Raw genomic sequence first — 26,767 nt, forward strand, 5'->3', positions numbered from 1 at the left:
GACACGTGACACCCAGTCATGTCCCGTACCACCCAACGCCCACCACCACACCGTCTCCGCACTCTTCGACTGAGGATCCGCCATGGATGCCACCGCCATCGGGATCGGCGTACTGATCGCCGTCCTCCTGCTCATCGCGCTCGGCGTGGTGTTCACCGTCAGCCGGCTCTTCCGCAAGGTGGAGCAGGGCCAGGCGCTGATCATCTCCAGGACCAAGCACGTGGACGTCACCTTCACCGGCGCCGTGGTGCTCCCGATCCTCCACAACGCCGAGCAGATGGACATCTCGGTGAAGACGATCGAGATCAAGCGCACCGGCCGCGAGGGCCTGATCTGCCAGGACAACATCCGTGCCGACATCCACCTGACGTTCTTCGTGCGCGTGAACAAGACCACCGAGGACGTCATCAAGGTCGCCCAGGCGATCGGTACGGCACGGGCGAGCCACCAGGAGACGCTGCAGGCGCTGTTCGCCGCCAAGTTCTCCGAGGCGCTCAAGACCGTCGGCAAGCAGCTGGACTTCGTCGACCTCTACACCCAGCGCGACCACTTCCGCGACCAGATCATCCAGGTCATCGGCACCGATCTCAACGGCTACCACCTCGAGGACGCCGCGATCGACTTCCTCGAACAGACCCCGATGACCCAGCTGGACGCCGCCAACATCCTCGACGCACAGGGCATCCGGAAGATCACCGAGCTGACCGCCATCGAGCACGTGCGCACCAACGAGTTCCAGCGCACCGAGCAGAAGGAGATCACCCGGCAGAACGTCGAGGCCCGCGAGACCATCCTGGAGCTGGAACGGCGGCAGGCCGAGGCCGAGATCAAGCAGCGCCGGGAGGTCGAGACACTCCGTGCCAAGGAGGAGTCGTCCACGATGCGCGTCCAGGAGGAGGAACGGCTCGGCTCGCAGGGCGCGTTCATCCGGACCGAGGAGCTGCTCGGCATCCAGCGGGAGAACCAGGGCCGTGAGATCGCCGTGGCGCAGAAGAACCGTGAACGCGTCATCGCCGTCGAGAACGAGCGGATCGAGAAGGACCGGCTGCTGGAGGTCATCGCCCGCGAGCGCGAGACGGAACTGTCCCGGATCTCCAAGGACAAGGAGGTCGAGGCGGAACGCCGTGAGGTCGCCGATGTGATCCGCGAGCGCATCGCCGTGGACCGCACCGTCGCCGAGCAGGAGGAGAGCATCAAGGCGCTGCGGCTGGTGCAGGAGGCGGAACGGGAGCGGCAGGCGCTCATCGTGCGGGCCGAGGGACAGGCGCAGGAGAAGCTCGTCAAGGACATCAAGGCCGCGGAGGCGGCCGAGCAGTCCGCGACCCACCGGGCGCGGGAGGCACTGACCATGGCCGAGTCCCGCAAGCAGGCGTCCGAGCTGGACGCCCAGGCCAAGATCCGGCTGGCCGAGGGCACGCGGGCGGAGGCGGCGGCCGCCGGGCTCGCCGAGGTCGAGGTGCGCGAGCGCAGCGCCGAGGCGATCGAGAAGGTCGGACTCGCGGAGGCGGCCGTCTCGCGGGAGAAGAACACCGTCGAGGCGGAGGGCATCGGCCGCCGGCTGAAGGAGGAGGCCGCGGGCCTCACCGACAAGGCGGCCGCAATGGCCGCGCTCGACGACGCCTCACGCGGTCACGAGGAGTACCGGCTGCGGCTGGCGGCCGAGAAGGACATCCGGCTCGCGAGCCTGGACATGCAGCGCCAGGTCGCGGAGGCGCAGGCCACGGTGCTCGCCACCGGCCTGGAGTCGGCGAACATCAGCATCGTCGGCGGCGAGAGCGTCTTCTTCGACCGGGTGGTCGGGGCGATGTCGCTGGGCAAGAGCGTCGACGCCTTCGTGGACAGCTCCGACGCCGTCAAGGCGCTGGCCGGGCCGTGGCTGGACGGATCGTCGCGCTTCACCGAGGACGCCACCCGGGTGCTCGGCTCCCTCGGGAGCGGCGGCGTCCAGAACCTGACGGTGTCCGCGCTCCTGATGCGGCTCATCGCGTCCGGCGGCCCGCAGTCCGGCGGACTGCAGCAGCTGCTCGACCAGGCCAACTCGCTGGGCCTGGGCCAGCTTCCGCTGGACGCGCTCGGCGGCGCGGCCCCGGCTGCCCCGAACCCTCCCGCGGTCAACGGTGCCAAGCCCGTCGCCGTGCGCAACTGAACAGCACCACCCGCACACACCACTGAGTGAACGAGGCTGGGAAGTGTCTGAGACCCGGATCGATGCCGGTACCTACGAGGTCCTGCGGGACCGGCTGGCCGCGTCGGCCAGAACGCTGGCGGTGCGCGCCGAGGCGCTGAACGCGCGCCGCCAGGAGGTGTTCGGGTCGGCCGAACTGCGGCTCGCCGGCGCCGACCGGATCAGCACCGGGCACGCCTGCGTGCCGTGCGACATCGCGCCCGTCGGCGAACGGCTGCTGTTCGGCGCCAACCCGGCGCCGGGCGGCCGGACGGACGGGCAGCCGGCGGTCGGGGACGTGCTGAGCGTGCAGGGGGAGCCCGTGCCGGGGCTGCTCGACGACCCGCACTTCGTCCGGGACTTCGACGAGCTGTACCGCTACTACCGGCAGACGCGGCTGACCCGGCTGCGCCCGCTGGACGGCCGACTGCTGGCCGTCTTCAGGACCGGTCCGGCCGTCGACGACGTCCGCGTGCTGCGCTGGCGGCTGTCGGCGGACGGCTCCGCCACGTACCTCGACGCGCGCGGCGAACGCGACCATGTGGTGCCGCCCGCACACGACTTCACCTGGACGGAGGCGACCCGCGACGACCACGTCCCGGGCGTCCCCGGCACGGTGGGCGTCCCGGGTACTCCTGCCGTCCCGTCCCGCGAGCCGCACATCGCGCTGCCCGGCGGCGTCTCGGTCTCGGTGACCGGCGGGACGCTCACCGTCAACGACCACACCGAGCCGGTGGACGAGCCGCTGCAGTCGCTCGCCGACGGGGAGGTGGCGTACGCGGTCGTCGGGCCGCTGCTCGTGCTGCGGGTGCGTCCCTACAAGGAGACGGCGTGGCGCCACCTGGTCGTCCACACCCGGACCGGGGAGGTGGCACGGCTCGACGCGATCGGGCAGGCGTGCCGCCGGCTGCCCGAGGAGCAGGGGATCATCTTCCCCGGCGGCTACTGCCTGGCGACCGGAGCGATCCGCACCTTCGACGACGCCGGTGGCGGCGGTGCCGCCGGTGACGTAGCCGGCGTCGGCGGCCTGGCGCCGGAGAGCGGCTTCGCCTTCGAGCGGCTGGTGCGCTCGGCGAACGGCGAGGACCTGCTGTACGTGTTCCACGCCGCCGCCACGGGACGCCGGCTGCTGCTCCCGTACAACATGATCAGCATGGCCGTGGCGACGCCGATCCGGACGCACGGCTATGCGCTGTTCGAGGACGGCACGCTCGTCACGATGCGGGCGGCCGGCGACGAACCGACCCGCGTGCACCCGCTGCACCGCTGGCGGACCCCGTACCTCTCCGACAGCTACGCCGCCGCGCAGCCGGTCGGCACCGGGCCGCTGGAGCGGATCGGCAACCCGGACCTGGTGCGCGGCATCTCCGACTGCCTCTCGGTGGCCGGCACGGTCGCCGACACCGCGCCGGCCGCCGCCGTCTTCGAGGCACTGGCTGCCTCGTGCGCGCGGATCCTGGACCGCTACCACTGGCTCGGCGAAGCGGAGTTGGGGGATCTGCGCGGGCCGCTGCAGGAGGTGCGGGGCACCGCCGAGCAGGTGCTGGCCGAGTACGAGCAGGTGCAGTCGCTGACCGCGCGGGCGGCCGGGGCCGTGGAGGAGGCCGCGGCCCGTATCGCGTCGGTGGTGCGGCGGGCGCGCGGCGAGGCCCCGAAGTCGGCCGCCGACTGGGTGGGCCAGCTGTCGGAACTGCGGGCCGGTCAGGGCAGGCTGGAGACGCTGCGCGAGCTGCGTTACGCCGACCCGGCCCGTATCGGCGAGCTGGCGGCCGGACTGGACGCCGATCTCACCGCCGCCGCGCACCGGGCCGTCGCGCACCTCTCCCGCGAGGACGCCTTCGCCGACTACCGGGAGCGCGTCGAGCGCGCGGGCGCCGAGGCGGCGGGCATCGCGGTCGTCGCGGACGCGGTCCCGGTCGCGGAACGGCTCGCCGAGCAGGCCGCCGCGCTGGAGACCGTCACCGGGATCGTCGGCACCCTGGAGATCGCCGACGCCACCGTCAGGACCGGCATCCTGGCGCGGATCGCCGACGTGCTCGGCGGTGTGAACCGGGCCCGCGCGCTCCTCGACGCCCGCCGCCGGGAACTCCTCACCAGCGAGGGCCGCGCCGAGTTCGCCGCGGAACTCGCCCTGCTCGCGCAGTCCGTCGGCAGCGCCCGCGCCGCCGCCGACACGCCGGAGGCGTGCGACGAACAGCTCGGGCGGCTCCTCGTCCAGCTGGAGAACCTCGAAGCACGGTTCGCCGAATGGGACGAGTACCTCGCCGAGCTGGGCACCCGGCGCGAGGAGATCTACGAGACCTTCTCGGCGCGCCGGCAGACCCTCACGGACGAACGGGCCCGCCGCACCGAGCGGCTCGCGGGATCCGCCGCCCGCATCCTCGACGGCGTCCGGCGCCGCGCGGCGGGCCTGGCGACCCTCGACGAGATCAACACCTACTTCGCGTCCGACCCCATGGCCGCCAAGGTCCGCAAGGTCGCCGACGAGCTGCGGGCCCTCGGCGACCCGGCGCGCGGCACCGAGCTCGACGGCCACCTCGCCGCCGCCCGCCAGGACGCGGGCCGCGCGCTGCGCGACCGCCTGGACCTGTACGACGCGGGCGGCGCGGCCATCCGCCTCGGCCGGCACCGGTTCGCGGTCAACACCCAGCCCCTGGACCTCGCGCTGGTCCCGCACGAGGGCGGTCTCGCGTTCACCGTCACCGGCACCGACTACCGCGATCCGGTGCGGGACGCGGCCTTCGCCGCCACCCGCCGCTTCTGGGACCGCCCGCTGGTCTCCGAGTCCCCGGACGTCTACCGCGCGGAGTACCTCGCGGCGACGCTGCTGCCCGAGGTGCCGCCGGGCGCGGACGACGGGGAACTGGCGGCCCTCGTCCGGGCCGCCGCCTCGTCCCGGCTCGACGAGGGCTATGAGCGCGGCGTCCACGACCACGACACCGTCGCCCTGCTGCGCGCGCTGCTGGACCTGCACTCCACGGCCGGCCTGCTCCGCTACCCGTCCGCCGTCCGCGCCGCCGCGCAGCTCTTCTGGACGTACGGACCCGACGCCGGTGCCCGCACGGCGTGGACCACCCGGGCCACGTCCCTGAGCCGGGCCCGCGGTCTGTTCGGCCCCACGCCGGCGCTCGCCGGTCTGGCGGAGGAACTGGCCGTGTGCGCGGGGGAGTTCCTGACGGGGGCGGGGCTCGCCGAGGTGCCCCGGCCGCCCGACGGGCTCGGTCTCCTGGGCGAGTACCTGGTCGAGGAACTCGCCACCCCCCGGCAGGGGTTCATCGGCGGTGCGCCGGCCCGCGTGCTGCGCGAGCGGTTCGCCGGGGCACTCGGCGGGCCGCAGGCCGTCCCGTACAAGGAGTTCCTGGACGATCTGCAGACGCTCGGCGGCGACCTGGCGGCCCGCTACCGCCTGGCGGACGCCTGGCTGGGGAGCTTCGGCGGGGGCGAGGACCAGGCGGAGGCGGTGACGGCGCTGGTGTGCGGGGAGGAGCTGACGCACTACGAGTCGGACGCCACCCTGTCGGCGACCGTCGGCGGGCTGCTGGGCGCGCACCCGAGGATCGACGGCCGTTCCCTGACCGTCCGGCTGGACGAAGTGCTCGCCAGGACCAGGCGGTTCAGGACGGAGGAGGTGCCGGCGTACCGCGCGTACCAGCGGGACCGCGCCGCCCTGGTGGCGGCCGAACGGTCGCGGCTGCGGCTGGAGGACTTCCGGCCGCGCCCGCTCAACGGGTTCGTGCGCAACGCACTGCTGGACGAGGTCTACCTGCCGCTGATCGGCGACAACCTCGCCAAGCAGCTCGGCACGGCGGGGACGGCGGGGACGGCGGGCGCCGGTGATGGGCAGAAGGCGGACCGGATGGGTCTGCTGATGCTCATGTCGCCGCCCGGCTACGGCAAGACGACGCTGATGGAGTACGTGGCGAGCCGCCTCGGCCTGGTGCTGGTGCGGGTCGACGGGCCCGCGCTCGGCAGCGCCGTCACGTCCCTCGATCCGGAGCGGGCCCCGGACGCGACCGCCCGCCGCGAGGTCGAGAAGATCAACTTCGCGCTGGAGCTCGGCACCAACACCCTTCTGTACCTGGACGACATCCAGCACACGTCCCCGGAACTCCTGCAGAAGTTCATCCCGCTGTGCGACGCGCAGCGCCGGGTCGAGGGCGTACGGGAGGGTCGGGCGCACAGCTACGACCTGCGCGGCAAGCGCTTCGCGGTGTGCATGGCGGGCAACCCGTACACGGAGTCGGGCCGGGTCTTCCGCGTTCCCGACATGCTCGCCAACCGGGCCGACGTCTGGAACCTCGGCGACGCCGTGACCGGCCGCGAGACGCTGTTCGCGCTCAGCTTTCTGGAGAACGCCCTCACCTCGAACGAGGTGCTCGCCCCGCTCTCCACCCGGGGCCGCGCGGACCTCGAACTGCTCGTCCGGCTCGCCGGGGGCGACCCGTCCGCGCGCGCCGACCGACTCGTCCACCCTTACGAACAGGGCGAGTTGGACCGGATCCTGGCCGTGCTGCGGCATCTGCTGCGGGTGCGCGGCACCGTACTGGCGGTGAACGCGCAATACATCGCCTCCGCCGGGCAGACGGACGCGACGCGCACCGAACCGCCCTTCCTGCTGCAGGGCTCGTACCGCAACATGAACAAGCTGAGCGAGCGGATCGTGCCGGCGATGAACGACGCCGAGGTGGAGGCCGTGATCGACGACCACTACCGCGCGGAGGCGCAGACGCTGGCGGCGGGCGCGGAGGCGGCGCTGCTGAAGCTCGCCGAACTCCGCGGCCGGCAGACCGCGGAGCAGGCGTCGCGCTGGGCGGAGGTGAAGGCGGCCGCCGTGGCCTCTGCCGTGGCCTGACCGGCTCCGGCGCGGCCGGCTCCGCCTCGGTCGGCTCGGGCGCGGTCGGCTCCGCCTCGGCCGGCTCCGCCCCGACCGGCTCGGGCGCGGCCGCTACGCGGCTCTGAGCAGTGGCTTCAGTTTCGTGCCGCGCAGCCGCTCGACGGCCGGTGCGGCGCGGTGCGCGTGCCGCACGAGCGGGTGGGCGACCAGGGCGCCGACGATCACTCCGATGAGCACGTCGTGCGGGTAGTGCACCCCGATCCAGACCCGCGACGCGGCCATGAACAGCGCGGCGGGCACCGCGAGGCGGCCGAGCCCCCGGTCGATGACGAGGAGGGCCACGGCGGCCGCCGCCGCGATGGCGGCGTGGTTGCTGGGGAAGGACCAGTCACCGCGCGCCGGGCAGGCCTCGACGGTGACGGCGCGCAGCGTCCGGCACGGCCGCTGTTCGTCGAAGACCATCTTGAGCACGTCGTTCACGGCGTAGGCGACGACGACGGCGACCGGCACGGACAGCGCCGCCGCCATCCGGGCCGCGTCGCCCTGCCGGGCGCGCCACCAGGCGATGAGCATGAGGACGGCGAACACCGCGAGCCCGTAGTCGCTCCACGCCTGGATCAGGGTGTCGACGGGTCGCGGTACGCGCTGGGCGAGGCCGGTGATCCAGGAGTAGAGGCCCGCGTCGATGCCGGAGTTCACAGGCTCTCCGGTGCGTCGGCGGGCCCCACTCCGGACCCTGTCCCGGACCCCGCCCCGGTTCCGGTGCCGCCCCCGGCCCCGCCTGCCCCGGCCGCCCGTGCCGTCTTGACGCGGCCGCGTGAGCGGTACAGCTCCAGCGCGAGCGGGGTGAGCGAGACGATGACGATGAGCGCGACCATCGGCAGCAGGTACTTGTCCACGTGCGGCACCGAGGAGCCGAGCGCGTAGCCGCCGAGCACGAGGCCCACGGACCAGACGAGACCGCCGATGATCTGCCAGATCGTGAAGGTGCGCGCAGGCACGTTCAGCACGCCCGCCATCGGGTTGAGCACGGTCCTGACGACCGGGACGAAGCGCGCGAGCACCACGGCCTTGGCGTGCCCGTACCGTTCCAGCAGTTCGGCGGCGCGGCCGACGCCGTCGTGCAGATGGGGATTGCGGATCCGGGCGAGCAGCGGCGGTCCGCCCCGCCGGCCGATCCAGTAACCGGTCTGCGCACCGGCCAGCGCCCCCGCGGCGGCGGCGAGGAGGACCTGCCAGAGCGAGAGATGCACCACATCCGACGCACCGGGCACACACAGCAGACCGGCCGTGAACAGCAGCGAGTCGCCGGGCAGGAAGAAGCCGATCAGCAGGCCGGTCTCCGCGAACAGCACGACGGCGATGCCGATCGCGCCGAACGTCGCCAGCAGGTCGTGGGCGTCCAGGACGTTGACCGCCAGCGGTGCTGCCTGGGGAACGGCGTCCAGCAGGGGCGTGGCCAGGGACAGGGGCATTGGCGGAGGGCCCTCCCATAATGGGCTGCGGGGGCGAGCTGCGCCGCACCCGGCCGACTACAGTCGCGTAGACGGTCTACAGCACTGTAGACGAATCAGGTGGAAGGGGCGTTCCATGCCAGAGACACATCCGGCGCGTCGCCCGCCGGGCGAGCTGGAGGCGAGCGTCCTGGCGGCGCTGTGGGCCGCCGGAGGACCGCTCACTCCCGCCGACGTCCAGCGCGATCTCGGGCGTGCCCTCGCCCGCACCACGGTCACCACCATCCTGGCGCGGCTGCACGACAAGGGCGCCGTCGCCAGGACCCGGTCGGGGCGCGGCTACGCGTACACCCCCACCCAGGACTCACCGGGCCTCGCCGCCCGCCGGATGCGCACCGAGCTCGACAAGGAGCAGGACCGGGAGACCGTACTGGCCCGCTTCGTGTCGCAGCTGAGCCCCGACGACGAGCAGCTGCTGCGCGCCCTCCTGGACGACGCGGAACCGGGTACGGGGGAGGAAGCGGGTACGGGCGCGGGCGCGGAAGCGGGTACGGGGGAGGGGGGCGGTTCCCGGTGAACCCCGATCTCGTTCCGCCGCTGCTGATGCCGCTGCTCGCCGTCCCCGTCGCCCGCCGGCTCGCCGCGTCCCTCGCCCCGCGCGCCGCCGCCTGGCTGCTGGCGTGCACGGCCGCCGTCCTGGCCGCGAGCAGCACCCTGGCCCTGGTCCTGCTGGCCGCCCAGGGCGCGCTGCTGCTGCCACCGGTCGCCGCCCTGGGCCATCTCACGCTGCCGCTGCTCACCGCCGGCTCGGACGGGCTCGGCGGCTTCGCCGGTCTCGGCAGCACGGGCCTGACCGTTCCCGCCGCGTGTGTCGCGGCGGTGCTGCTCGCCGTCTGCGCGGGGGCGGTGACCCTCGCCGGCCACCGCTACCGCGCCGAGATGGCCCGGGCCCGCGCCGCCACCGGCGCCTGCGCGGCCTCCGGCGAGCTCGCCGTCCTCCAGGACAGCGACCCCGACGCGTACGCCCTGCCGGGGCGCCCCGGCAGGATCGTCGTCACCACCGGCATGCTGCGCGCCCTGCGGCCCGGCGAGCGCGAGGCGCTGCTCGCCCACGAGCGCGCCCATCTGGCCGGCCACCACCACCGTTTCATCGTCGTCGCCGCGCTCGCCGCCACCTGCCATCCGCTGCTGCGCGGGCTGCGGGCGCCGCTCTCGTACGCGCTGGAGCGGTGGGCCGACGAGTCCGCCGCGTCCGCCGTCGGCGACCGCCGCCTGGCGGCCCGCGCGGTGGGGCGGGCCGCCCTGGCGGCCCGCACGGCCGGCTCGGCCCGCCCCAGCGCCGCGCTCGCCGCCACCACGGGCCCCGTCCCGCGCCGCGTCGAGGCCCTCCTGCACGCCACACCGCCGGCCGGCCCGCGGCAGGCCCGCGGCCGGCGCCTCGTGGCCGCCCTCCTCGCCGGCTGTCTCCTGCTGTCCGCGGCGGCGGCCGTAGAGGCCGCCACCGACCTCCACGAGAGCGTGGAAACCGCCCAGGGCGAGTAGCCCCCGGATCTCCCGCTCCCGGATCTCCCGCAGAATGGGAGACCGGGTGGGAGAGCTGAAGGGCGAGGCGGCGGACGTGGCGGACGTGGCGGAGAACGACGTGGAAGACGTGATCGAGCGGGCGTACCTCCGCGCGCTCAACGCGGCGGACGCCGACGCCGAGGACGCCGTCGACCTCGGCGCCTCGGCCCTGGCCGCCGCCGGCGGATCCGGTACCGCTGCCTCCGGTACCGCTGCCTCCGGACCTGACGCCTCAGGCGCCGCTTCCGCCGCGAACGACGCGCTGCTCGCGCTCACCGACCGGCTCGTACGGTCCTGCTGGACCCGCGGCTGGCAGCCCGCCGACGTGGTGCGCATCGCGCGCCGCCGGCTCACGGACGGGCACGCCCGCCTCGCCGCCGACCTGATCACCGCCGAGGCCCGCACGGCCCCCGCGGCGACGGCGTCGAAGGACCCGCGCTGGGCCGCCCAGCTCGCCGAGCTGGCGGCGGCCGGCCCGTGGAACGGCGAGGGCACGCTCCTCGCCGCCCACGGCCGCCGCGAACGGCTCGACGGCTTCTCCGCCGCCGTCTCCGTCCTGGAACTCCTGCGGCTGCTCGGACGGCTGCCCCGGATCACCCCGGTGGCGGCGCCCACGGCGGCGGGCGCCGCCGCCCACCGCCACGCGGCCCCGCTGCTCGGCCGGATCCGCGCCCTGCTCGCCAAGGCCGAATCCACCGACTTCCCTGAGGAGGCCGAGGCCCTCAGCTCGAAGGCCCAGCAGCTGATGGCCCGGCACAGCATCGACGAGGCCCTCATCGCCTCCGACGCCGGCGCGGCGGGTTCCGACGGTCCTGGAGCCTGCCGTATCGGCATCGACCAGCCCTACGAGGGCGCCAAGGCGCTGCTCCTCGACGCCGTGGCGGCGGCCAACCGCTGCCAGGCGGTGTGGGCGGGCGACTTCGGCTTCTCGACGGTCGTCGGCTTCGAGCCCGACCTGGAGGCCGTCGAGCTGCTCTACACCTCGCTGCTCGTCCAGGCGGACGCCGCCATGCTGCGCACCGCGAAGGGCGCGGGGAAGAGTGCGGGGAGCGGCACGGGAAACGGCTCGGGGCACGGCGCGGGGAAGAGCCGCAACGGCAAGGCCCGGCACGGCGGTTCGCGCTCCAAGGACTTCCGGCAGTCCTTCCTCATCGCCTACGCGGGTCGCATCCGCGAACGCCTCGCCGACGCCACCGAGCAGGCCACCCACGCCCCCGACCTCCCGGCGGAGCGCCTGCTGCCGGCCCTCGCCGCGCGGGACGTCGCGGTCCGCGACACCACCACCCGCATGTTCCCCACCACCACCTCGCACCGGCTCAAGGGCCGCGACCACGAAGGCTGGACGCACGGCACCGAGGCGGCCGACCGTGCCGTACTCGGCGGCCGCCAGTAACGCCTTTCCTGGCCCGTTCAGCCCGTTCAGCCCGTTCAGCCTGTTCGGTCCGTCAGCCCGCCAGGTGCCGTGCCTGCGTCACCGCCTGGGAGAGCTCCCGGACGGCCGGGTCCTCGGTGCTGCTCGCCAGGGTGGTGGCGTGCTCGGCGAGGGCCGGCAGCCCCGGGGCGCCGGGGAGGCGGTCGGCGTCGCCGCGGTTGCGCAGCCAGTCGGCGAAGTAGGCGGCCAGGGCGTCGACCTGGAGCCGCTTCGGGGCGGCGGTCCAGAGCGGGGACGTGAGCGCGGCGGCCTCGACCGTGCCGGACTGCTCGTGCGGAGCCCGGGTGGACGGGTCGAGCCACCGGACGGTGGCGGTGGCGACATGGCCCGAGGCCCCGGGCTTGAGGTGGACCGAGTACAGGGCCGTGACGGTGTGCCCGGGGCCGACCTCGCCGCCGTCCACCGCGTCGTTGCGGAAGTCCCCGTTCGCGACCGTCCGGTCGTCGAAGCCGATCAGCCGGTACTCGCTGACGGTCTGCGGATCGAAGGCGACCTGCGCCTTGGCGTCGCGGGCCCTGAGGTCCACATTGGCGGGCAGCTGCTCGGTGAAGAGCCGGCGGGCCGCTTCGGGCTCCGCGACGTAACTCGTGTGCCCGTCGCCCTTGTCGGCGAGCTGTTCCATCAGCTTGTCGCCGTACTGGCTGCTCACGCCCACCCCGAACAGGGTGATGCCGTGGTCCCGCCGGGCCGTCCCGATGCGGTCGAGGATCGCGGCTGCGGTGGTGTCACCGGAGTTGGCGAGGCCGTCGGAGAGCAGCACGACGCGGTTGGTGACGCCGGGCCGCGCCGCCTTGACCGCCTCGTTGTAGCCCGCCTGCACCCCTGCGGCGAGGTTGGTCTCGTCGCGCGGCTCCAGGCCGTCGACGACCGAGTGGATCCGGCCGCGGCTCTCGACGCTGCCCAGCCGGGTCATCGGCAGTTCCACCCGCGCCTCGCCGCTGAAGGTGACGATCGCGAGGGAGTCCTCCGGGCGCAGCGCGTCGATGGAGCTGCCGAGCGCCTGCTTCACGAGGTCGAGCCTGCCGGGCTCGGCCATCGAGCCGGAGACGTCCACGACGAACGTCATGGCGGCGGGCGGCCGGTTCCCGCTCTGCGCGGAGCGGGTCGCCAGGCCGACGCGCAGCAGCGACCAACTGCCCGCGCTGTCGGTGCCCTTGACGCCGCCCTTGTCGTCGCCATTGGTTTCGCTTTTTGTGCCGATGCCCTCGCCGTCCGTGCGGGCGCCGTCGGTGGTGACGGTGAATCCGTCGCCCTCGGGCTGCGGGTAGTCCTGCCGGAAGCTGTTGACGAACTCCTCCTGGCGCACGGTGTCGGCGGCGGGCAGCCGGCCGCCGGCCAGGGTGCGCCGGGCGTAGCCGTACGAGGCGGTGTCGACGTCCAGGGCGAAGGTGGACAGATAGCTGGGCACCGCCTGGCTGTGCTTCTGCGCGTCGCCGGAGCTGTCCTTGGCCGCTCCGTCGTCCGGGGCCGCCGACGCGGCGGGTCCGCCGTTCGGGTTCGGCGGCGCGGGCGCCGGGCGCATGGGGGCTTTGTCGGCGCCGTTCCGGGATGAGTCGGGGGTTCCGGCGCTGCACCCGGCGAGCAGCAGCCCGCCGGCGACCACCGCCGCCACGGCGACCCGACGCGCGGTCCCGGACCGCTTCCCGGCCTGTTTCCCGGACCGCGTCCCGGACGGTTCCGCGTCCGGCGTTCTGGAGGGCGTTCCGTACCGGTTCCCGTACCGCTGCTCGTACCGCTTCATGCGATTCCCCCACGGACTCGTCGGCCTTTGCCCTTGTGACGAACGCCGGCCCGCGACGGAGGCATCGGAGGAATTGCGGAAGCGTCTCGATGGGGCAACGGCCGGGCGGTATGCCCCGGGCCGTCCCGGACTGTGCTCGGTCCGTCTCCGGCCGGGACCCCGCGGAGCCCGTTTCCCGCCCGGCGGATCCGGCCGGACGAGTCCCCACCCACTAGTAGACACGGCGTCAACAAGCTGCCATCGTGACCGCCATGTCGCAGCGATGGGTCACGGCCTCGGACGGCGTCCGGCTGGCCGTCTACGAACACGGCGAACCGACCGCACCGACGGTCGTGTGCGTGCACGGCTTCCCCGACGACCACGGTGTCTGGGACGGCGTGGTGCGGCGCCTCGCGGACCGCTTCCACGTCGTGACGTACGACGTGCGCGGCTCCGGCGCCTCCGGCGTACCGCGCCGGAACCAGGACTACCGGCTCCCGCAGCTCGCCGCCGACCTGACCGCCGTCGCCGACGCCGTCAGCCCGGACGCGCCCGTGCACGTCCTGGCGCACGACTGGGGCTCCGTGCAGAGCTGGCACACCGTGACCGTGCCGGCGACCGCCCACCGCTTCGCGTCGCTGACCTCGATCTCCGGCCCGGACCTGGACCACACCGGCCGCTGGTTCCGGGCGCAGTTGCGCCCCAGCCCGCGCAGGCTGTGGCACTTCACCCGGCAGTCGCTCGCCTCCGGATACGTGGGCTTCTTCCATCTGCCCGGCGTCGCGGAACTCGCCTGCCGCGCGGGGCTGCTCGACGCGGTGACCAAGGCCGCCCGGCGGCTGGAGACGGGTGAGGCGCCGGCCGGCTACGGCCTGGGACTGGCGTCCCGTAACCGGGCGGGACTGAAGCTCTACCGGGCCAACGTGCTGCCGCGCACCCTCCGGCCCCGGACCCGCCATGCCGGGCTGCCCGCGCAGGTCCTCGCGCCGCGGCGGGACATGTTCGTGCTCGTCCCATGGCAGACCGAGATCACCGACTGGGCGCCGGACACCGAGATCCACATCGTGGACGGCGGGCACTGGCTGCCCGCGTTCCGCCCCGATCTGGTCGCGGAGTTCACGGCACGGCTCATCGACGGGATCGACGCGATCGACGAGATGCACGGGGTCGACAGCATCGACGGCATCGACGGCATCGACCGGACGCCGGGCGCGACGACGCCCGAGCGGACCGCCGCACGGAAGGCAGGGCAGGAATGACCGCGACCGAACCGGACAACCTGGTTCTCACCCCCCGCGACGTCCAGTGGGACTGGACGGGCCTGCCGATGCACTACATCGACGGCGACCCGTTCACCACGCACTTCGCGAACGTGCTGAACATCCTGCTGCCGGAGGGCGAGGACTGGTTCATCACCGTCTTCCAGCAGGCCGTCCCGATGATCAAGGACGACCGGCTGCGCGAGGACGTCATCGGGTTCATCGGTCAGGAGGCGACGCACTCCGCCTCGCACCAGACCGTCCTCACGCACTTCAAGAACGTCGGCTTCGACACCTCGCCCTACACCGATCAACTGCGCTGGTTCTTCAGCAAGATGCTCGGCGACCGGGAGCTGACCGGGAAGAAGGCGCAGGGCTGGATCATCGACCGGATCGCGATCATCGCGGCGATCGAGCACGTCACCGCGTACCTCGGTGACTGGATCCTCAACGCCGACGCGATCGACCGCACCGACCACAACCCCGCGATCCTCGACCTGTACCGCTGGCACGGCGCGGAGGAGGTCGAGCACCGCGCGGTCGCCTACGACCTGTTCACGCATCTCGACGGCCGCTACCGCAACCGGGTGCGCGCCCATGTCGTCGCCTTCCCCGTCCTCGTCTACTGGTGGGTCCGGGGCCTGCGCTACCTGATGGCCGCCGACCCCGAGCGCATCGCGGGCCGCGACAAGCCGCGCTTCCGCGACTGGTTCCGGGCCTCGCGCAAGGGCGTGCTGCCGAGCCCGAAGAGCCTGGTGCGGCTGTACTTCGGCTATCTGCGGCCCGGCTACCACCCCTCGCAGTACGGCTCGACGACCCAGGCCGTCGCCTATCTCGCCGCCTCGCCCGCCGCGCGCGCCGCCCACCGCTGACCTGTTCCACTCGTCGAAGGACCGAACGTGAGCACCGAGACAGAGACCGGGACCGAGGCCGGGACCGAGGCCGGGACAGAAGAGCCCGGGACCAGGACCGAGTACGACGCGTGGACGCCGCCACCGCGCAGCGCCACCGACCCGCGCCCGGACCCGGTCCTCGCCCTGCTGGCGCGCGTCACGCCTTTCCTGCTGTGGCAGAGCGCCCGCCGCAAGCGCCGCGAGCCGCGCCCGGTCGACCGCTCGCTGCGGCTCGTCGTCACCGAGGTGCGGCAGGAGGCCGAGGACGTCGTCAGCCTGCGCTTCGCGGCGGCCGACGGCGGCCCGCTGCCGGGCTGGCACCCGGGCTCGCACCTGGACCTCGACCTGCCGTCGGGACGCCGCCGCCAGTACTCCCTCTGCGGCGACCCCGCCGACCGGACCACGTACCGGATCGCCGTACGGCGCCTCGCGAACGGGGAGGGCGGCTCCCGCGAGATCCACGAGACGCTGACCCCCGGCACGGAACTGCGCGCCCATGGCCCGCGCAACGCCTTCGCCTACGCGCCGGGCGGCGCCTGCCTGTTCATCGCGGGCGGCATCGGCATCACCCCGATCCTCCCCATGGTCCGCGCCGCCGCCGCGGCGGGCGCCGACTGGCGGCTCGTCTACACCGGCCGCAGCCGCGCGACCCTGCCGTTCCTCGACGAGATCGACGAGATCGACGAGCTGGACGCCATCGCCGGCGCCTCCGGCCGGGTGACCGTCCGCACCGACGACACGGACGGCATCCCCACCCCCGAACAGCTGCTGTCCGGAGCGGGCCCCGGCACCTCCGTCTACTTCTGCGGACCCCCGCCCCTCATCACCGCCGTGCGCGACGCCTTCCCCGCGACCGGCGCCGGCGGCCTCCACTTCGAGCGCTTCGCGGCGGCCCCGGTCGTCGACGGCACCCCCTTCGAGCTCCAACTCGGCCCCGACGGCCCGGTCCTCCCGGTCCCCGCCGACCGCTCCGCCCTCTCCGTCCTCACCGAACAGCGCCCCGAAACCGGCTACTCCTGCCGCCAGGGCTTCTGCGGCACCTGCCGCCTCCCGGTCCTCATCGGCGAAGTCGCCCACGCCGGCAGCCCGACAGCCCGCCGCACGGACACGAACATGCTGATCTGCGTATCGAGGGCGGCGTCTGAGGGCGGCAGGATCACGCTCGACGTGTAGCACGGGCTCACCTGCTTGCCTGCTCCGCTCCAACATCGGTGCAGCGAGGCCTCCTTGACGAGCGTCGGCGTTGGAAGTGATGGTGATGCAAGCTGAAGCAACCCACCACGCGCGGGAGGCCGACATGGATCTTCAGTTCATCGGCATGGACCCTGAGACCGACACCGACCACTGCCCCACTGTGTGGGTGGACGCAGAGGGGGGCGACTTGGTACTCCAGGGTTGGAAGGCCGACGACGCGACCGAATCGAAGTGCCAGGAGACCGGTTCGCTGCCCGACTACGAAGCGGTGATTCGCATTCCGGCGCGCATGGTGCCATTGCTGAGAAAGGCATGCGATGACGCAGAACGTTCCGCCCTTCGCTGATCTGCTGGCCGCTTGTGGGCGGTCGGCTGTTCATCTGGAGATGCGTGACGTCTACGGCGACAACGAGCGCTTTGCGGCCTGGCGGGCGGGGCACCGGACCGACTGGGAGGATCGCGCAACCTGGTGGCAGCCTTTCCATACGACGATCTCCGATGCGGTGGCACGAGGTGTTGAGATCCGTCGGGCTCGGATCGTTTCGGAACCTGTTTCCGAATACATCCGATGGGAGCACTACGCAACGACTGCCAACGTTGCGGCAGGCGAGCAGGTGCGTTGGCTTCCGCGCCGGAAGACCAGGGATCTACTTCTGCCCGGAAACGATTTCTGGGCATTCGACGGAAAACTCCTGCGGGTTCATCACTTCTCCGGAGACGGTGCCGTGGTGGAAGACGAGCTGGTTGAGGATCCGAGCGTGGTGGACCTGAGCGCGTCCGCATTCGAGGAAATCTGGGCGCGGGCAGTTCCGCACGCAGAGTTCGCCGTCTAGAGAAAGCTTCAGGCAGATACCGGATCATGTCACCGTCCCCCTCCTCCAGCGTCCGCGCCGCCCGTGAAGCCCTCGCGGCCCGCCTGCGTGAGATCCGCCTGGATGCCGGGATCACGGGGCGGGAACTGGCAGCCCGAGCCGGCTGGAGTGAGTCGAAGTCGTCGCGGATTGAGAATTCAAAAACTCCGCCATCCGATGCTGATATTCGTGCTTGGTGTCGGGTCTGCGACGCCGAGAATCAGTCGGCCGATCTGATTGCCGCGAATCGTACGGCCGACTCGATGTACGTGCAATGGCGGCGGGTTCAACGTACCGGTTTGAGTCGGGCCCATGCGGCAAGCATTCCGTTGTACGAGGAGACTCAGCATTTCCGTGTCTACTGTTCGAACGTCGTGCCGGGACTGTTTCAGACTCCGGAGTACGCGACCGCGCTGCTGTCGTCCATCGTCGCGTTTCGCAAGACCCCGAACGACGTGGCTGATGCCGTAGCGGCGCGGATGGCACGGTCTCATGTCATCCGGGAGGGCAACCACCGGTTCGCCGTTCTGGTCGAAGAATCGGTGTTGCGGTATCGGGTCGGTGACCCGGAGGTGATGGCGGGTCAACTCGGGCATCTCATAGCGGTGATGGCACTGCCGGCTGTCTCTCTGGGCGTGATTCCCTTCACGGCCAAGCGGGACATCTGGCCGCTGGAGACGTTCTCGGTGTTCGACGACCGGCGGGTGCACATCGAGCTGCTGTCGGCCGCCGTGACCGTCACCGAGCCAGGAGAGGTATCGCAATACGTCGACGGGTTCGGCGAGCTGACCGCGATCGCCGTACATGGGGCTGCCGCAAGATCGCTCATCACTGCGGCGATCGACGCTCTCAAGTGAACTGAGGTGCAAGTCGCTGCAAGGACGTAGAGGGCGATGAACCGCTTTTCCTAGCGTGGTGTTCATGGCAGCGGCGAACTTCTGCAAGGGCGAGTACGTGACCGATGAGGCCGGGGATCTCGGGCCCGGTGTGGTGGTCAGAGATCTGGGCGGCGGACTTCTGCGCGTGCGGTTCGAGCGCTACGAAGCAACCGTGAACACGAACCGTCTGCGTCCGGCGACCGATGACGAGACGCACCGTGTGACGGCGACGGAGGAACACCGGGCAAGCCGACGGGCTCCGAGCGGGACGGGGGCCGGTGACCATGTGGGCCACACAGCCGGGCGTTAGCGCGCTGCCCCCGGCTCCGGCCAGGGATCGCTACATCACGATGTGGTCTGCCACGCGCCGCCGGTACGTGATCGTCGACCGGGTCATGCGAGACGTCTGCGCGCTGCCCGACGCCGATGGCGTGTGCCGGGTGCTGGTGTTCATGACCGATGCGGTCGCTACCGCGTATCTGCAGGGTTGCTACCAGGTGTGGCGGGAGCGGCCGAAGATGGGCCGCCGGCATCCTGCTCCGCTTCCGCCCGAACGCTGAGGCTCCGGTGGCTGAGGCTCCGGTCGCCTGATCCGACTGCGGCTGCGGGCCGGACCGCCCACCCCGGACGTGGGGCAGGCAGCCGGCCAGTGCTCACGCGCTCAGCGGTGCCAGTGCCATTGGGCGGACGCGGCCCTCGATCATGGCGCCGAGGCCCTGGACCGCGCAGACGTCGGGGCGTTCGGCGATGGTGACGGGGATGCCGGTGGCGTGGCGGAGCATGGCGTCGAGGCCGGGCATCAGGGCGCTGCCGCCGGCGAGCATGATGCCGCGGTCGGCGAGGTCGGCGACCAGGTCGGGGGGGCAGCGGCGCAGGACGGTGCCGATGGCGTCGAGGACCGCGGTGAGCGGGGTGCGCATCGCGTGCCGGACGCCGTCGGTCTCGACCAGGACGGTGCGGGCGAGGCCGCTGACGACGTCGCGGCCGTAGACCTCGGTGCTGTCGAGGGTCGGGCCGACGGTGCCGAGCACGTGGTGCAGCGGCCGCACGGACTGGCTCGGGAGCATCAGCTCGTGCTGGCTGCGCAGGTGCTGCACGACCGCGTGGTCGATGGCGTCGCCGCCCACCGGCACGGTCTCCGCCGCGACGATCGAACCGAGCGACAGGACGGCGATCTGGGTGGTGCCGGCCCCGCACACCACGATCATGGTGGCCTCGGGATGCTCGACGGGCATCCCGCAGCCGACCGCCGCGGAGATCAGCGTGTCGACGAGTTCGACCCTGCGGGCGCCGAGCCCGAAGAGCGTCTCGGTCGCCGCGCGCTGCGCGAGCGGGTCGCTGCCGTTCGGCATGCAGACGGCGGCACGCACCATCTGCGCGCGGCGCCAGGACTTGCGCAGCTTGTCACCGAGGAGGTGCTTCAGCATCCGCTGCGCCATGGCGATGTCGACGATGGTGCCGTTCGACACCGGCCGCACCACGCGGATGTGCTCCGGGGTGCGCCCGGCCATCTGCTCGGCGCGGGCGCCGACCGCGATCAGCGAGCCGGTCCTGATGTCGACGGCGACCACGCTGGGTTCGTCGACGACCAGGCCGGTGTTCCGCAGGTAGACGCGGGTCCTGGCGGCCCCGATGTCGAAGGCGACCGAGCAGCGGCGGAGTTGGTCGAGGGTCGGGTTCACAGCAGCGCCTCCGCGTCGTCCGTGGGGCGGTAGCTGGCGAGGGCCCAGATGACGAAGACGTCGATCGCGATGAGCGTGATCGCCCAGATGGGCTGGTAGGGCAGGAACATGAAGTTCGCGAAGATGCTCAGCGAGGCCAGGGCGATACCGGTGACCCGCCCCCACGCGGAGCCCGTGAGCACGCCGTAGCCGACGACGACCGCGATGACGCCGAGGATGAGGTGGATCCAGCCCCAGGACGACAGGTTGAAGCGGAAGGCGTAGGCCGGGGTGCTGAGGTACACGTCGTCCTTGGCGATGGCGACGATGCCCTGGAGGATCGCCAGCACGCCGGAGACGAAGAGCATGATGCCGGCGAAGACGGTGCCCCCGGCGGCCAACCCGTTGGTGGAGGAGTCGGCCGGTGGGCGGCTGCCGCCCCAGGCACCGCCCTGCGGTGTGGGTGGCGGTGTGGACGCGGTGGGTGAATCCTGGCTCACAACGGGCTCCCGAGATCGCGACGACGAGCGCGACGGGAGCATTGCGCATGAAACTCCCGCCTTAAAGACAAAAGGATCAGCTGCCCGGAACGGTCCCGCCACCGGAGATGGGCCGTCCGGGGGGTGCGGGCCGGTCCGGGCCGCGAACAGATGCGCATTGCGGCCCGTCGGCCCACGATGGATGGTGGCTGGACGGTCCCGCCTGCGGTGACGGACTGACGGCGAGGGAGGCGGACGCGTGCACCCTGACGCCGACGCGGACTCGAACGTCATCCTGCGGGGAATCCTGGAGGGCACCTCGGCCGGCGTGGGCATCCTCGACCCCCGTATGCGCTACGTGTACGTCAATCCGGCGCTGGCCAGGATCAACGGCGTGCCTGCCGAGGCGCACCTCGGCCGGACCATCGCCGAGGTACTGCCCGGCATCGACGGCCGCGAGGACGTGCTGCGCGCCGTACTCGCCGACGGGGTGCCGCGCGAGGTGACGTCCAGCGGGCACACCCAGGCACCGTCCGGGCTGGAGCGGCGGTACTGGCACGGCGCGTACCACCGGCTGGTGGCGGAGGGCGCGGTGGTCGGCATCGTCGGGATCGTGCTGGAGGTGACCGCCTCGCGGCAGCAGCAGCGCGATCTGGAGCAGGCCCGCGAACGGCTCACCCTTCTGGACGCCGCCGCCACCCGGATCGGCACGACGCTCGAAATGGACGCCACCTGCGGGGAGCTCGCCGACTTCCTGGTGCCGCTGCTCGCCGACGTCGCGTCCGTCGAGGTGCTGCCGGTCATGCAGGGGGAGGGCGGCGGCCGCCCGGCGCCCGGGTCGCTGCGGATGCGCAGGACCGCGCTGTCGTCCGTGCCGAGGCTGCGGGAGCGCGTGCAGGTGTTCGGCGTGCCCGGGGAGTACGTGGACTACCAGGCCGGCTCCGCCATCCCGCGCTGCCTGGAGACCGGCAAGCCGCTGATGCAGAACCTGCTGTCCGACGAGGAACTCGTCCGGGCGGCGCCCAACACCGAACGCGTCGCCGCGTACCGGGCGGCGGGCATCCACTCCGCCCTCGTCGTACCGCTGGCCGCGCGCGGTCAGCCGATCGGCACCGTGACCCTGGTGCGGTCCGGGGACTCGCCGGGCTTCACCGCCGAGGACGTCGTCGTCGCCCAGGACCTGGCCCGCCGGGCGGCCATCAGCCTCGACAACGCCCGCCGCTTCACCCGGGAGCACGACATCGCGCTGGGGCTGCAGAGCGCCCTGCTGGCGGAGCCCAGCAGCCCGCACCCGAACCTCGAGGTGGCGTCCCGCTATCTGCCGGCCGGCAGCAGCGCGCTGGTCGGCGGCGACTGGTTCGACGCGGTCCAACTGCCGGACGGCAGAACGCTGCTGGCGATGGGCGACGTCATGGGGCACGGCGTGGAGGCGGCCGTCGACATGAGCCACTACCGGGCGATGCTGCGGGTCGTCGCCGCCGATGACGAGCCCCCGAACCGCATCCTGGAGCGGCTCGACGCCCTCATCGCCGCGACCGAGTCGGGCCGTCCCGCCACCTGCATGCTCGTCCTGGTGGATCCACCGCGCGGCTTCGCCTGGTACTCCAGCGCCGGCCATCTGCCGCCCGCCGTCCTCGGCCCGGACGGCAGCGCCGGGCTGATCCGCGTCCCCACCGGCCCGCCGCTGGGCACCGGGTTCGGCGGATACACGCTGGCCAGGGGCCGCTGCAGCCCCGGCTCCGTCCTGCTGCTCTACACCGACGGCCTCGTCGAGCGCCGGGGCGAGGACATCGACGTGTCCCTGGCCCGGCTCGCGGCGCTGCGGCTGGCCCCGGACGGCAGCCTGGAGGAGCTCCTCGACCAGGTGCTGGAGCGGCTCGTCGAGACGACCATGGAGGACGACGTGGCGGTGCTGGTGGCCCGGGTGGTCGCGCAGTAGTCCCGGTGGCCGCGGTGGTTCAGTGAGCAGCGGGGGTCGTGGGGACCGCGGAGACGGTTGGGGACGTGGACGGGCTGGGCACGGCGGGGGCCGGCGGTGCGAGGGCGATGGCCGGGGCCGTGGGCAGCTGGGTGACGGCGGGAGCCGTGGACGGGCCTGCCACGGGCTGGAGGCGCACGCCGTGCTCACGCAGCCACGGCACGGGGTCCACCCCCGACCCCAGCTCGGGCGTCACCCGCACCTCGAAGTGCAGATGCGGACCGGTGGAGTTGCCGGTGCTGCCCGACAGCGCGATCTGCCGGCCCGTCGGAACCCGCTCGCCGACCTTGACCTGCATCAGCGACAGATGCGCGTACTGCGAGAAGTACCCGTTGCCGTGCCGCACGACGATCTGGTTGCCGAACCCGTCGCCGCACGTCGTCCGGACCACCGTTCCGGCCCCGACCGCACGCACCGGAGTGCCCTCCGGCACGGCGAAGTCCTGGCCGGTGTGGCGGTTCGCCCAGTGGTCGCCGGGCGCGTCGAAGCCGGCGGACAGGGTGTAGCGGTCGACGGGCGCGATCCAGGGGGCGCGCACCCGGATGGCGGTGCCGGGCGCGGGCATCTCCTCGGGGATGGCGTGCGCGCACTCCTGCGGGGAGGCCAACCGGGCGGATCTGGCGGCCTCCAGCCGGCGCAGCAGTTCGCGGGCCCGCCCGAGCCTGGCCGTGATCTCCTTCTGCAGCCCGGCCTCACGCGCGGTCTGCTCGTCCAGCTCCCCGAGCGCCCGGTCGGCCGCCGTCCTGTCCCGTCGCAGCTGTGCGGTCGTCGTCGCCACGGTGCTGAGCAGCGCCGTCACGGCCTCGTCGCTCTTGCGGAGCCGGCCCATCTGGTCGAGCAGGTCCTCGGGGGAATCGGACAGCATCAGCGCGGCGGCGGCCGGCAGCCCTCCGGAGCGGTACTGCAGCCGGGCCAGCAGGCCGATGCTCTCGTGCAGTCCGTCCATCTTCCGCTGACCGAGCGTCACCGACCGCCGCAGCCGGACGGCCGTGGCCCGCTGCCTGTCCGCGGCCCGCCGGGCCTTGTCGTACGCGGTGGTGGCGTCGGCGGCCTGCCGGTACATGGTGTCCACCTCGGCGGACACGTCCCCGAGCCGGTCGTCCGCGCGGGCCGGCTGCGCACCGAGCGAACCGTGGGCGGGATCCGGCAGGACCGGCAGGACCGTCAGCAGTCCGGCGCAGAGCAGGACGGCGAGCGACCTGACGGCCGACCCGCGGACGGACGCGGTTCCTGGCATCGGAGGATCATCGCGTCACGACCGCCGCCCGTGCCCGCGGGACACGCCGCGGGCCGCCCGCTCTCCGCCGTTCGGCCGGTACCGCGAAGGCGCGTCACAACGCGTCACCGAGGATGGTCACTTTCCGTGGTCAAGGCAGACAAACTGTTGTCTCCGTGACCGTCGCCGGATCCCGGGACGGTCTCCCGGTGGCGGTCACGGCCCTGTCGTCCTTCCCGTTCCCGTCCGCGCGCGCTCCTGCCTCGCTCAACGCTGCGCTATTCGGAGTCCTCCAGCCGGAATCCGACCTTCAGCCCCACCTGGTAGTGCTCGATCTCGCCGTCGACGATGTGGCCGCGCACCTGGGTGATCTCGAACCAGTCGAGGGCGCGGAGCGTCTGCGACGCCCGGTGGATCCCGTTGCGGATCGCGGCGTCGATGCCTTCGTGCGAGGTGCCCACGATCTCGGTCACGCGGTACGTACGGTCGGTCATGGCGTTCTCCCGGCGTAGTGAGAGGGCGGTGTAGGGCGGTGTGGGGTGGCGTGTGCGTTCCGTCCTTGCGTCCACGGTGCCCGAAGGGCCGCCACTCCGCATTCCCGCAAAACCGGACATAAGATCATGTACTCGACCGTGTTCCGGTGGATGCGCGGGCGTCATGGCGGTGAACCATGGCCGGTGAGCCATGGCCCGTGAGCCATGGCCCGTGAACGATGACGTGCGAGCGATGACGGAGGAAGCGCGTGGACCGCCTTTCCGGCCGCTGGCCCGTCCCCGTCCGCTTCGTCCCGCTGGTCGTCGTCCTCATCGGCGTCTGCTTCGACCTCCTCACCCCCGTCGACTACCACGGCGGACCGCTGCTCGCCGTGGCCTGCGTAGCTGCCGGGGCGACGCTCTCGTTCCGCTCCACGCTGCTGCTCTCCGCCGCCGCCCTCGCGGCGATGATCGGGCTGACGGTGTGGCACGGGTCCTTCGGCCACGTCCTGGGCGCCGCCGAGATCGCCAACGTCTTCCTCGCGGGCCTCATCGGCCTCGGCGTGAACCGGCTGATCGCCCGCTACGGCCGGAGCCTGGCCACCGTGCGGACGGTGGCGGAGGCCGCCCAGCGCGCCATCCTGCCCACCCCGCCCGAGCGGATGGGTCCGCTGGACATCGCGGTCACCTACCGCGCCGCGCAGAGCGAGGCGCGGATCGGCGGCGACGTCTACGCCGTCGAGGACACCCCGTTCGGCACCCGGCTGCTGATCGGCGATGTGCGCGGCAAGGGGCTGGGCGCGGTCGGTGCGGTGTCGGTGCTGCTCGGCGCCTTCCGGGAGGCCGCCGAGTGGGCGGCCGACCTCCCGGAGTTGGCCGGACGGCTGGAGCACTCCCTGACCCGCGAGGGGATCCGCCGGTCGGGTGAGGACCAGACGGAGGGCTTCACGACGGCGCTGCTCGCCGAGTTCTCCGCGGACTGCCGCACCCTGCGGCTGCTGAACCGCGGCCACCCCGCCCCGTATCTGCTGGTCGGCGGCACGATCCTGGCCCTGGACGCCGCCGAGCCGGATCTGCCGCTCGGCATGGGCGCGCTCAACGGCTCCCGGTCGGCGCCTGACACCCACCGGCTGCCGCCCGGCGGCACCTTGCTGCTGGTCACCGACGGGGTGACGGAGGCCCGCGACAAGGCCGGGGTGTTCTACGACCCCGTCGTACGACTCGCCGGCCGCGGGCCGTTCGAGGGTCCGCGGGCGGTGATCGACGCGCTGGTGTGCGACGTCGAGGCGTGGTCCGGCGGCCGCGGAACGGACGACATGGCCGTACTGGCCGTCACCTACCACTGACCCCGGCCGGTGGTGGGCCGGGTGGGCCGGTCCTCGGTGGTCCGGGCCGGTGCTCGGTGGTCCGGGCCGGTGCTCAGTGGGCCGGCCGGTGAGGTTGGGCCAGGTGCGCCACAACATGCGACGTATGGATGAACGGCGTGAAGATCTCCGTATGGACGACCAGCGCGAGGCGTTTCCGGCCCCGGTCCTGCGCATGGCGCAGTGGTGCGCGGCGATCCTGCTGGGAGCCGCCGTCGTCGCGCTCGGGGTGTGGCTGTGCGTCGAGCTGCGCGCGGCCATCGTCCCCGTACTCCTCGCGCTGCTGGGCGCCGCGCTGCTCGGGCCGCTCGCCCGGCGGCTCGTGGGGCGCGGGGTGCCCCGGGCCGCGGCGGCGGCGCTGACCTGTGTGGTCCTGATCGCGGTCGTCGTCTTCGCCGGGTGGGTGATGGTCCACACCCTGGTGACCAACGCCGCCCAGCTCTCCGCCTCGCTCGCCGAGGCGGGTGAGCGGCTCGCCGACGATCTCGGCTCGGCCGGCGACACGATGAACAGCGCCGCGCAGGGACTGAACGGCCTCGGCGCGCAGTTGGGCGGTGCGGTGGCCAAGGGCTTCGTCAGCGGGCTGGGTCTGGCGGCGCAACTGCTCATGGGGCTCGTGCTGATGCTCGCGATGCTGTTCTTCCTGCTGCGCGACGGCGACCGGTTGCCGGGCGCGGTCCGGGCGGCGCTGCCGGGTCCGGCCGGGGAACGGCTGCTGTGGATCGGGCGGCGCGCGTTCGCCGCGCTGTCCGGCTACATGCGGGGTACCACGATCATCGCCGCGATCGACGCGGCGTTCATCCTGATCGGGCTCGCCGCCCTGCGCGTGCCCGGCGCCCCGGGGCTCGCCGTGCTGGTCTTCGTCGGCGCGTACGTCCCCTACGTGGGTGCCTTCCTGTCCGGCACGGTCGCGGTGCTCGTCGCCTTCGCCGACCAGGGGCTGGGGACCGCGCTGTGGACGCTCGGGGTGATCCTCGCCGTGCAGACGATCGAGGGCGCGGTGCTGCAGCCCGTGGTCCAGAGCCGTACGGTCCGGCTGCACCCGGCCGCCGTGATGCTCGCCGTCACGGCGGGCGCCGCGGCCGGCGGACTGCTCGGCACCCTGCTGGCCGTACCGGTGGCGGCGGCCGCCGTCGGCGTGCTGTCCGAACTGCGGGCCGAGCGGCGGGCGGAGTCATCTGGGCCGCCGGGCCCTCCCGAGTCGGCGGTCGCGGAGAAGTAGGGCAGGAAATCAGGGCAGGAAAGTGGGGCAGGAGTAGGGCTGGCACTACCGCGCCCGTCCCGCCCCGCCGCCTACCGTGGCCGGGTGCAGCCCCTGAACACGCAGCCCCCGAAGCCGATCCCGACCCGGAAC

Annotated in this window: 23 protein-coding genes; 16 read left to right on the forward strand and 7 right to left on the reverse strand. The window is 72.9% G+C overall.

Annotated elements, in window-relative coordinates:
• Positions 1-82 precede the first annotated feature (82 nt).
• Together LNW73_RS18040 and LNW73_RS18045 are read left to right on the forward strand one after the other, a co-directional pair.
• The gene (locus tag LNW73_RS18040; RefSeq protein ID WP_250990607.1) at positions 83-2,146 is read left to right on the forward strand and encodes an SPFH domain-containing protein; all 2,064 of its coding nucleotides are present in this window, start codon (positions 83-85) and stop codon (positions 2,144-2,146) included.
• Positions 2,147-2,189: 43 nt separating this feature from the next.
• A complete protein-coding gene (locus LNW73_RS18045; protein ID WP_250990608.1) occupies positions 2,190-7,016 on the forward strand; it encodes a DNA repair ATPase in 4,827 nt (1,608 codons plus the stop codon).
• Between the two features lie 93 nt (positions 7,017-7,109).
• Here LNW73_RS18045 and LNW73_RS18050 read toward each other — a convergent pair whose 3' ends face one another.
• Positions 7,110-7,697: a phosphatase PAP2 family protein gene (locus LNW73_RS18050; RefSeq protein ID WP_250990609.1), complete on the reverse strand. Its 588-nt coding sequence runs from the start codon at positions 7,695-7,697 to the stop codon at positions 7,110-7,112.
• On the reverse strand, positions 7,694-8,473 hold the full coding sequence (locus LNW73_RS18055) for a DedA family protein (RefSeq protein ID WP_250990610.1): 780 nt from the start codon (positions 8,471-8,473) through the stop codon (positions 7,694-7,696). The genes LNW73_RS18050 and LNW73_RS18055 overlap by 4 nt, the downstream gene beginning before the upstream one ends.
• A 115-nt stretch (positions 8,474-8,588) precedes the next feature.
• On the opposite strand from LNW73_RS18055, the gene LNW73_RS18060 reads away from it, so the two are divergent.
• The 3 genes from LNW73_RS18060 to LNW73_RS18070 are packed head-to-tail and all read left to right on the forward strand — an operon-like array spanning position 8,589 to position 11,408.
• The gene (locus LNW73_RS18060) at positions 8,589-9,029 is read left to right on the forward strand and encodes a BlaI/MecI/CopY family transcriptional regulator (protein ID WP_250990611.1); all 441 of its coding nucleotides are present in this window, start codon (positions 8,589-8,591) and stop codon (positions 9,027-9,029) included.
• Positions 9,026-9,994 carry a M56 family metallopeptidase gene (locus LNW73_RS18065; protein WP_250990612.1) on the forward strand — a complete coding sequence of 323 codons (969 nt, stop codon included), beginning with the start codon at positions 9,026-9,028 and terminating at the stop codon, positions 9,992-9,994. The genes LNW73_RS18060 and LNW73_RS18065 overlap by 4 nt, the downstream gene beginning before the upstream one ends.
• A 55-nt stretch (positions 9,995-10,049) precedes the next feature.
• Positions 10,050-11,408 (forward strand): DUF2786 domain-containing protein, encoded by a 1,359-nt coding sequence (locus LNW73_RS18070; protein WP_285392993.1) that lies wholly within the window; start codon positions 10,050-10,052, stop codon positions 11,406-11,408.
• A 52-nt stretch (positions 11,409-11,460) separates the two neighbouring features.
• On the opposite strand, the gene LNW73_RS18075 is transcribed toward LNW73_RS18070, so the two are convergent.
• Positions 11,461-13,188 carry a vWA domain-containing protein gene (locus LNW73_RS18075; RefSeq protein ID WP_250990613.1) on the reverse strand — a complete coding sequence of 576 codons (1,728 nt, stop codon included), beginning with the start codon at positions 13,186-13,188 and terminating at the stop codon, positions 11,461-11,463.
• A 251-nt stretch (positions 13,189-13,439) separates the two neighbouring features.
• Between LNW73_RS18075 and LNW73_RS18080 the strand changes: the two genes are divergently transcribed.
• The 8 genes from LNW73_RS18080 to LNW73_RS18115 all read left to right on the forward strand — a co-directional run bounded on the left by LNW73_RS18080 (position 13,440) and on the right by LNW73_RS18115 (position 18,802).
• Entirely contained in the window at positions 13,440-14,426 is a 987-nt protein-coding gene (locus LNW73_RS18080; RefSeq protein WP_250990614.1) for an alpha/beta fold hydrolase, read from the forward strand.
• Positions 14,423-15,298: a metal-dependent hydrolase gene (locus LNW73_RS18085; protein ID WP_250990615.1), complete on the forward strand. Its 876-nt coding sequence runs from the start codon at positions 14,423-14,425 to the stop codon at positions 15,296-15,298. The genes LNW73_RS18080 and LNW73_RS18085 overlap by 4 nt, the downstream gene beginning before the upstream one ends.
• A gap of 27 nt (positions 15,299-15,325) precedes the next feature.
• Positions 15,326-16,492: a PDR/VanB family oxidoreductase gene (locus tag LNW73_RS18090; protein ID WP_250990616.1), complete on the forward strand. Its 1,167-nt coding sequence runs from the start codon at positions 15,326-15,328 to the stop codon at positions 16,490-16,492.
• A gap of 124 nt (positions 16,493-16,616) precedes the next feature.
• Positions 16,617-16,859 (forward strand): hypothetical protein, encoded by a 243-nt coding sequence (locus LNW73_RS18095; protein WP_250990617.1) that lies wholly within the window; start codon positions 16,617-16,619, stop codon positions 16,857-16,859.
• The gene (locus tag LNW73_RS18100; RefSeq protein WP_250990618.1) at positions 16,831-17,346 is read left to right on the forward strand and encodes a DUF6879 family protein; all 516 of its coding nucleotides are present in this window, start codon (positions 16,831-16,833) and stop codon (positions 17,344-17,346) included. Before LNW73_RS18095 ends, LNW73_RS18100 begins: the two co-directional genes overlap by 29 nt.
• A gap of 26 nt (positions 17,347-17,372) precedes the next feature.
• Positions 17,373-18,221, forward strand: coding sequence for a helix-turn-helix domain-containing protein (locus LNW73_RS18105; RefSeq protein WP_250976475.1), 849 nt, complete (start codon positions 17,373-17,375; stop codon positions 18,219-18,221).
• 64 nt (positions 18,222-18,285) lie between these two features.
• Complete coding sequence (locus LNW73_RS18110) at positions 18,286-18,552, forward strand: hypothetical protein (protein WP_250990619.1); 267 nt, start codon at positions 18,286-18,288, stop codon at positions 18,550-18,552.
• A 40-nt stretch (positions 18,553-18,592) separates the two neighbouring features.
• On the forward strand, positions 18,593-18,802 hold the full coding sequence (locus LNW73_RS18115) for a hypothetical protein (protein WP_250976474.1): 210 nt from the start codon (positions 18,593-18,595) through the stop codon (positions 18,800-18,802).
• A gap of 93 nt (positions 18,803-18,895) precedes the next feature.
• On the opposite strand, the gene LNW73_RS18120 is transcribed toward LNW73_RS18115, so the two are convergent.
• On the reverse strand, positions 18,896-19,924 hold the full coding sequence (locus LNW73_RS18120; protein WP_250976473.1) for a rod shape-determining protein: 1,029 nt from the start codon (positions 19,922-19,924) through the stop codon (positions 18,896-18,898).
• Positions 19,921-20,403, reverse strand: a complete 483-nt coding sequence (locus LNW73_RS18125; RefSeq protein ID WP_250990620.1) for a DUF7144 family membrane protein — start codon at positions 20,401-20,403, stop codon at positions 19,921-19,923. Before LNW73_RS18125 ends, LNW73_RS18120 begins: the two co-directional genes overlap by 4 nt.
• Positions 20,404-20,641: 238 nt before the next feature.
• On the opposite strand from LNW73_RS18125, the gene LNW73_RS18130 reads away from it, so the two are divergent.
• On the forward strand, positions 20,642-22,321 hold the full coding sequence (locus LNW73_RS18130; RefSeq protein ID WP_250976471.1) for a SpoIIE family protein phosphatase: 1,680 nt from the start codon (positions 20,642-20,644) through the stop codon (positions 22,319-22,321).
• A gap of 19 nt (positions 22,322-22,340) precedes the next feature.
• Here LNW73_RS18130 and LNW73_RS18135 read toward each other — a convergent pair whose 3' ends face one another.
• Entirely contained in the window at positions 22,341-23,597 is a 1,257-nt protein-coding gene (locus tag LNW73_RS18135; protein ID WP_250990621.1) for a M23 family metallopeptidase, read from the reverse strand.
• Between the two features lie 257 nt (positions 23,598-23,854).
• Positions 23,855-24,070: a dodecin gene (locus tag LNW73_RS18140; protein WP_138355860.1), complete on the reverse strand. Its 216-nt coding sequence runs from the start codon at positions 24,068-24,070 to the stop codon at positions 23,855-23,857.
• A gap of 248 nt (positions 24,071-24,318) precedes the next feature.
• Here LNW73_RS18140 and LNW73_RS18145 point away from each other — a divergent pair, with 248 nt between their 5' ends.
• Positions 24,319-25,395, forward strand: coding sequence for a PP2C family protein-serine/threonine phosphatase (locus LNW73_RS18145; RefSeq protein ID WP_250990622.1), 1,077 nt, complete (start codon positions 24,319-24,321; stop codon positions 25,393-25,395).
• A gap of 151 nt (positions 25,396-25,546) precedes the next feature.
• Positions 25,547-26,635, forward strand: coding sequence for an AI-2E family transporter (locus LNW73_RS18150; RefSeq protein WP_250990623.1), 1,089 nt, complete (start codon positions 25,547-25,549; stop codon positions 26,633-26,635).
• The last annotated feature ends 132 nt before the right edge of the window (positions 26,636-26,767 follow it).

The sequence above is a fragment of the Streptomyces sp. RKAG337 genome (assembly GCF_023701715.1).
Taxonomy (GTDB): Bacteria; Actinomycetota; Actinomycetes; order Streptomycetales; family Streptomycetaceae; genus Actinacidiphila.

Bases quoted from the DNA above. Each gene is read 5' to 3' on its own strand.
- LNW73_RS18135 (WP_250990621.1), bottom strand. From the start codon at position 23,597: ATGCCAGGAACCGCGTCCGTCCGCGGGTCGGCCGTCAGGTCGCTCGCC.
- LNW73_RS18100 (WP_250990618.1), top strand. From the start codon at position 16,831: ATGACGCAGAACGTTCCGCCCTTCGCTGATCTGCTGGCCGCTTGTGGG.
- LNW73_RS18105 (WP_250976475.1), top strand. From the start codon at position 17,373: ATGTCACCGTCCCCCTCCTCCAGCGTCCGCGCCGCCCGTGAAGCCCTC.
- LNW73_RS18140 (WP_138355860.1), bottom strand. From the start codon at position 24,070: ATGACCGACCGTACGTACCGCGTGACCGAGATCGTGGGCACCTCGCAC.
- LNW73_RS18040 (WP_250990607.1), top strand. From the start codon at position 83: ATGGATGCCACCGCCATCGGGATCGGCGTACTGATCGCCGTCCTCCTG.
- LNW73_RS18055 (WP_250990610.1), bottom strand. From the start codon at position 8,473: ATGCCCCTGTCCCTGGCCACGCCCCTGCTGGACGCCGTTCCCCAGGCA.
- LNW73_RS18095 (WP_250990617.1), top strand. From the start codon at position 16,617: ATGGATCTTCAGTTCATCGGCATGGACCCTGAGACCGACACCGACCAC.
- LNW73_RS18110 (WP_250990619.1), top strand. From the start codon at position 18,286: ATGGCAGCGGCGAACTTCTGCAAGGGCGAGTACGTGACCGATGAGGCC.
- LNW73_RS18060 (WP_250990611.1), top strand. From the start codon at position 8,589: ATGCCAGAGACACATCCGGCGCGTCGCCCGCCGGGCGAGCTGGAGGCG.
- LNW73_RS18075 (WP_250990613.1), bottom strand. From the start codon at position 13,188: ATGAAGCGGTACGAGCAGCGGTACGGGAACCGGTACGGAACGCCCTCC.
- LNW73_RS18115 (WP_250976474.1), top strand. From the start codon at position 18,593: ATGTGGTCTGCCACGCGCCGCCGGTACGTGATCGTCGACCGGGTCATG.
- LNW73_RS18085 (WP_250990615.1), top strand. From the start codon at position 14,423: ATGACCGCGACCGAACCGGACAACCTGGTTCTCACCCCCCGCGACGTC.
- LNW73_RS18080 (WP_250990614.1), top strand. From the start codon at position 13,440: ATGTCGCAGCGATGGGTCACGGCCTCGGACGGCGTCCGGCTGGCCGTC.
- LNW73_RS18150 (WP_250990623.1), top strand. From the start codon at position 25,547: ATGGACGACCAGCGCGAGGCGTTTCCGGCCCCGGTCCTGCGCATGGCG.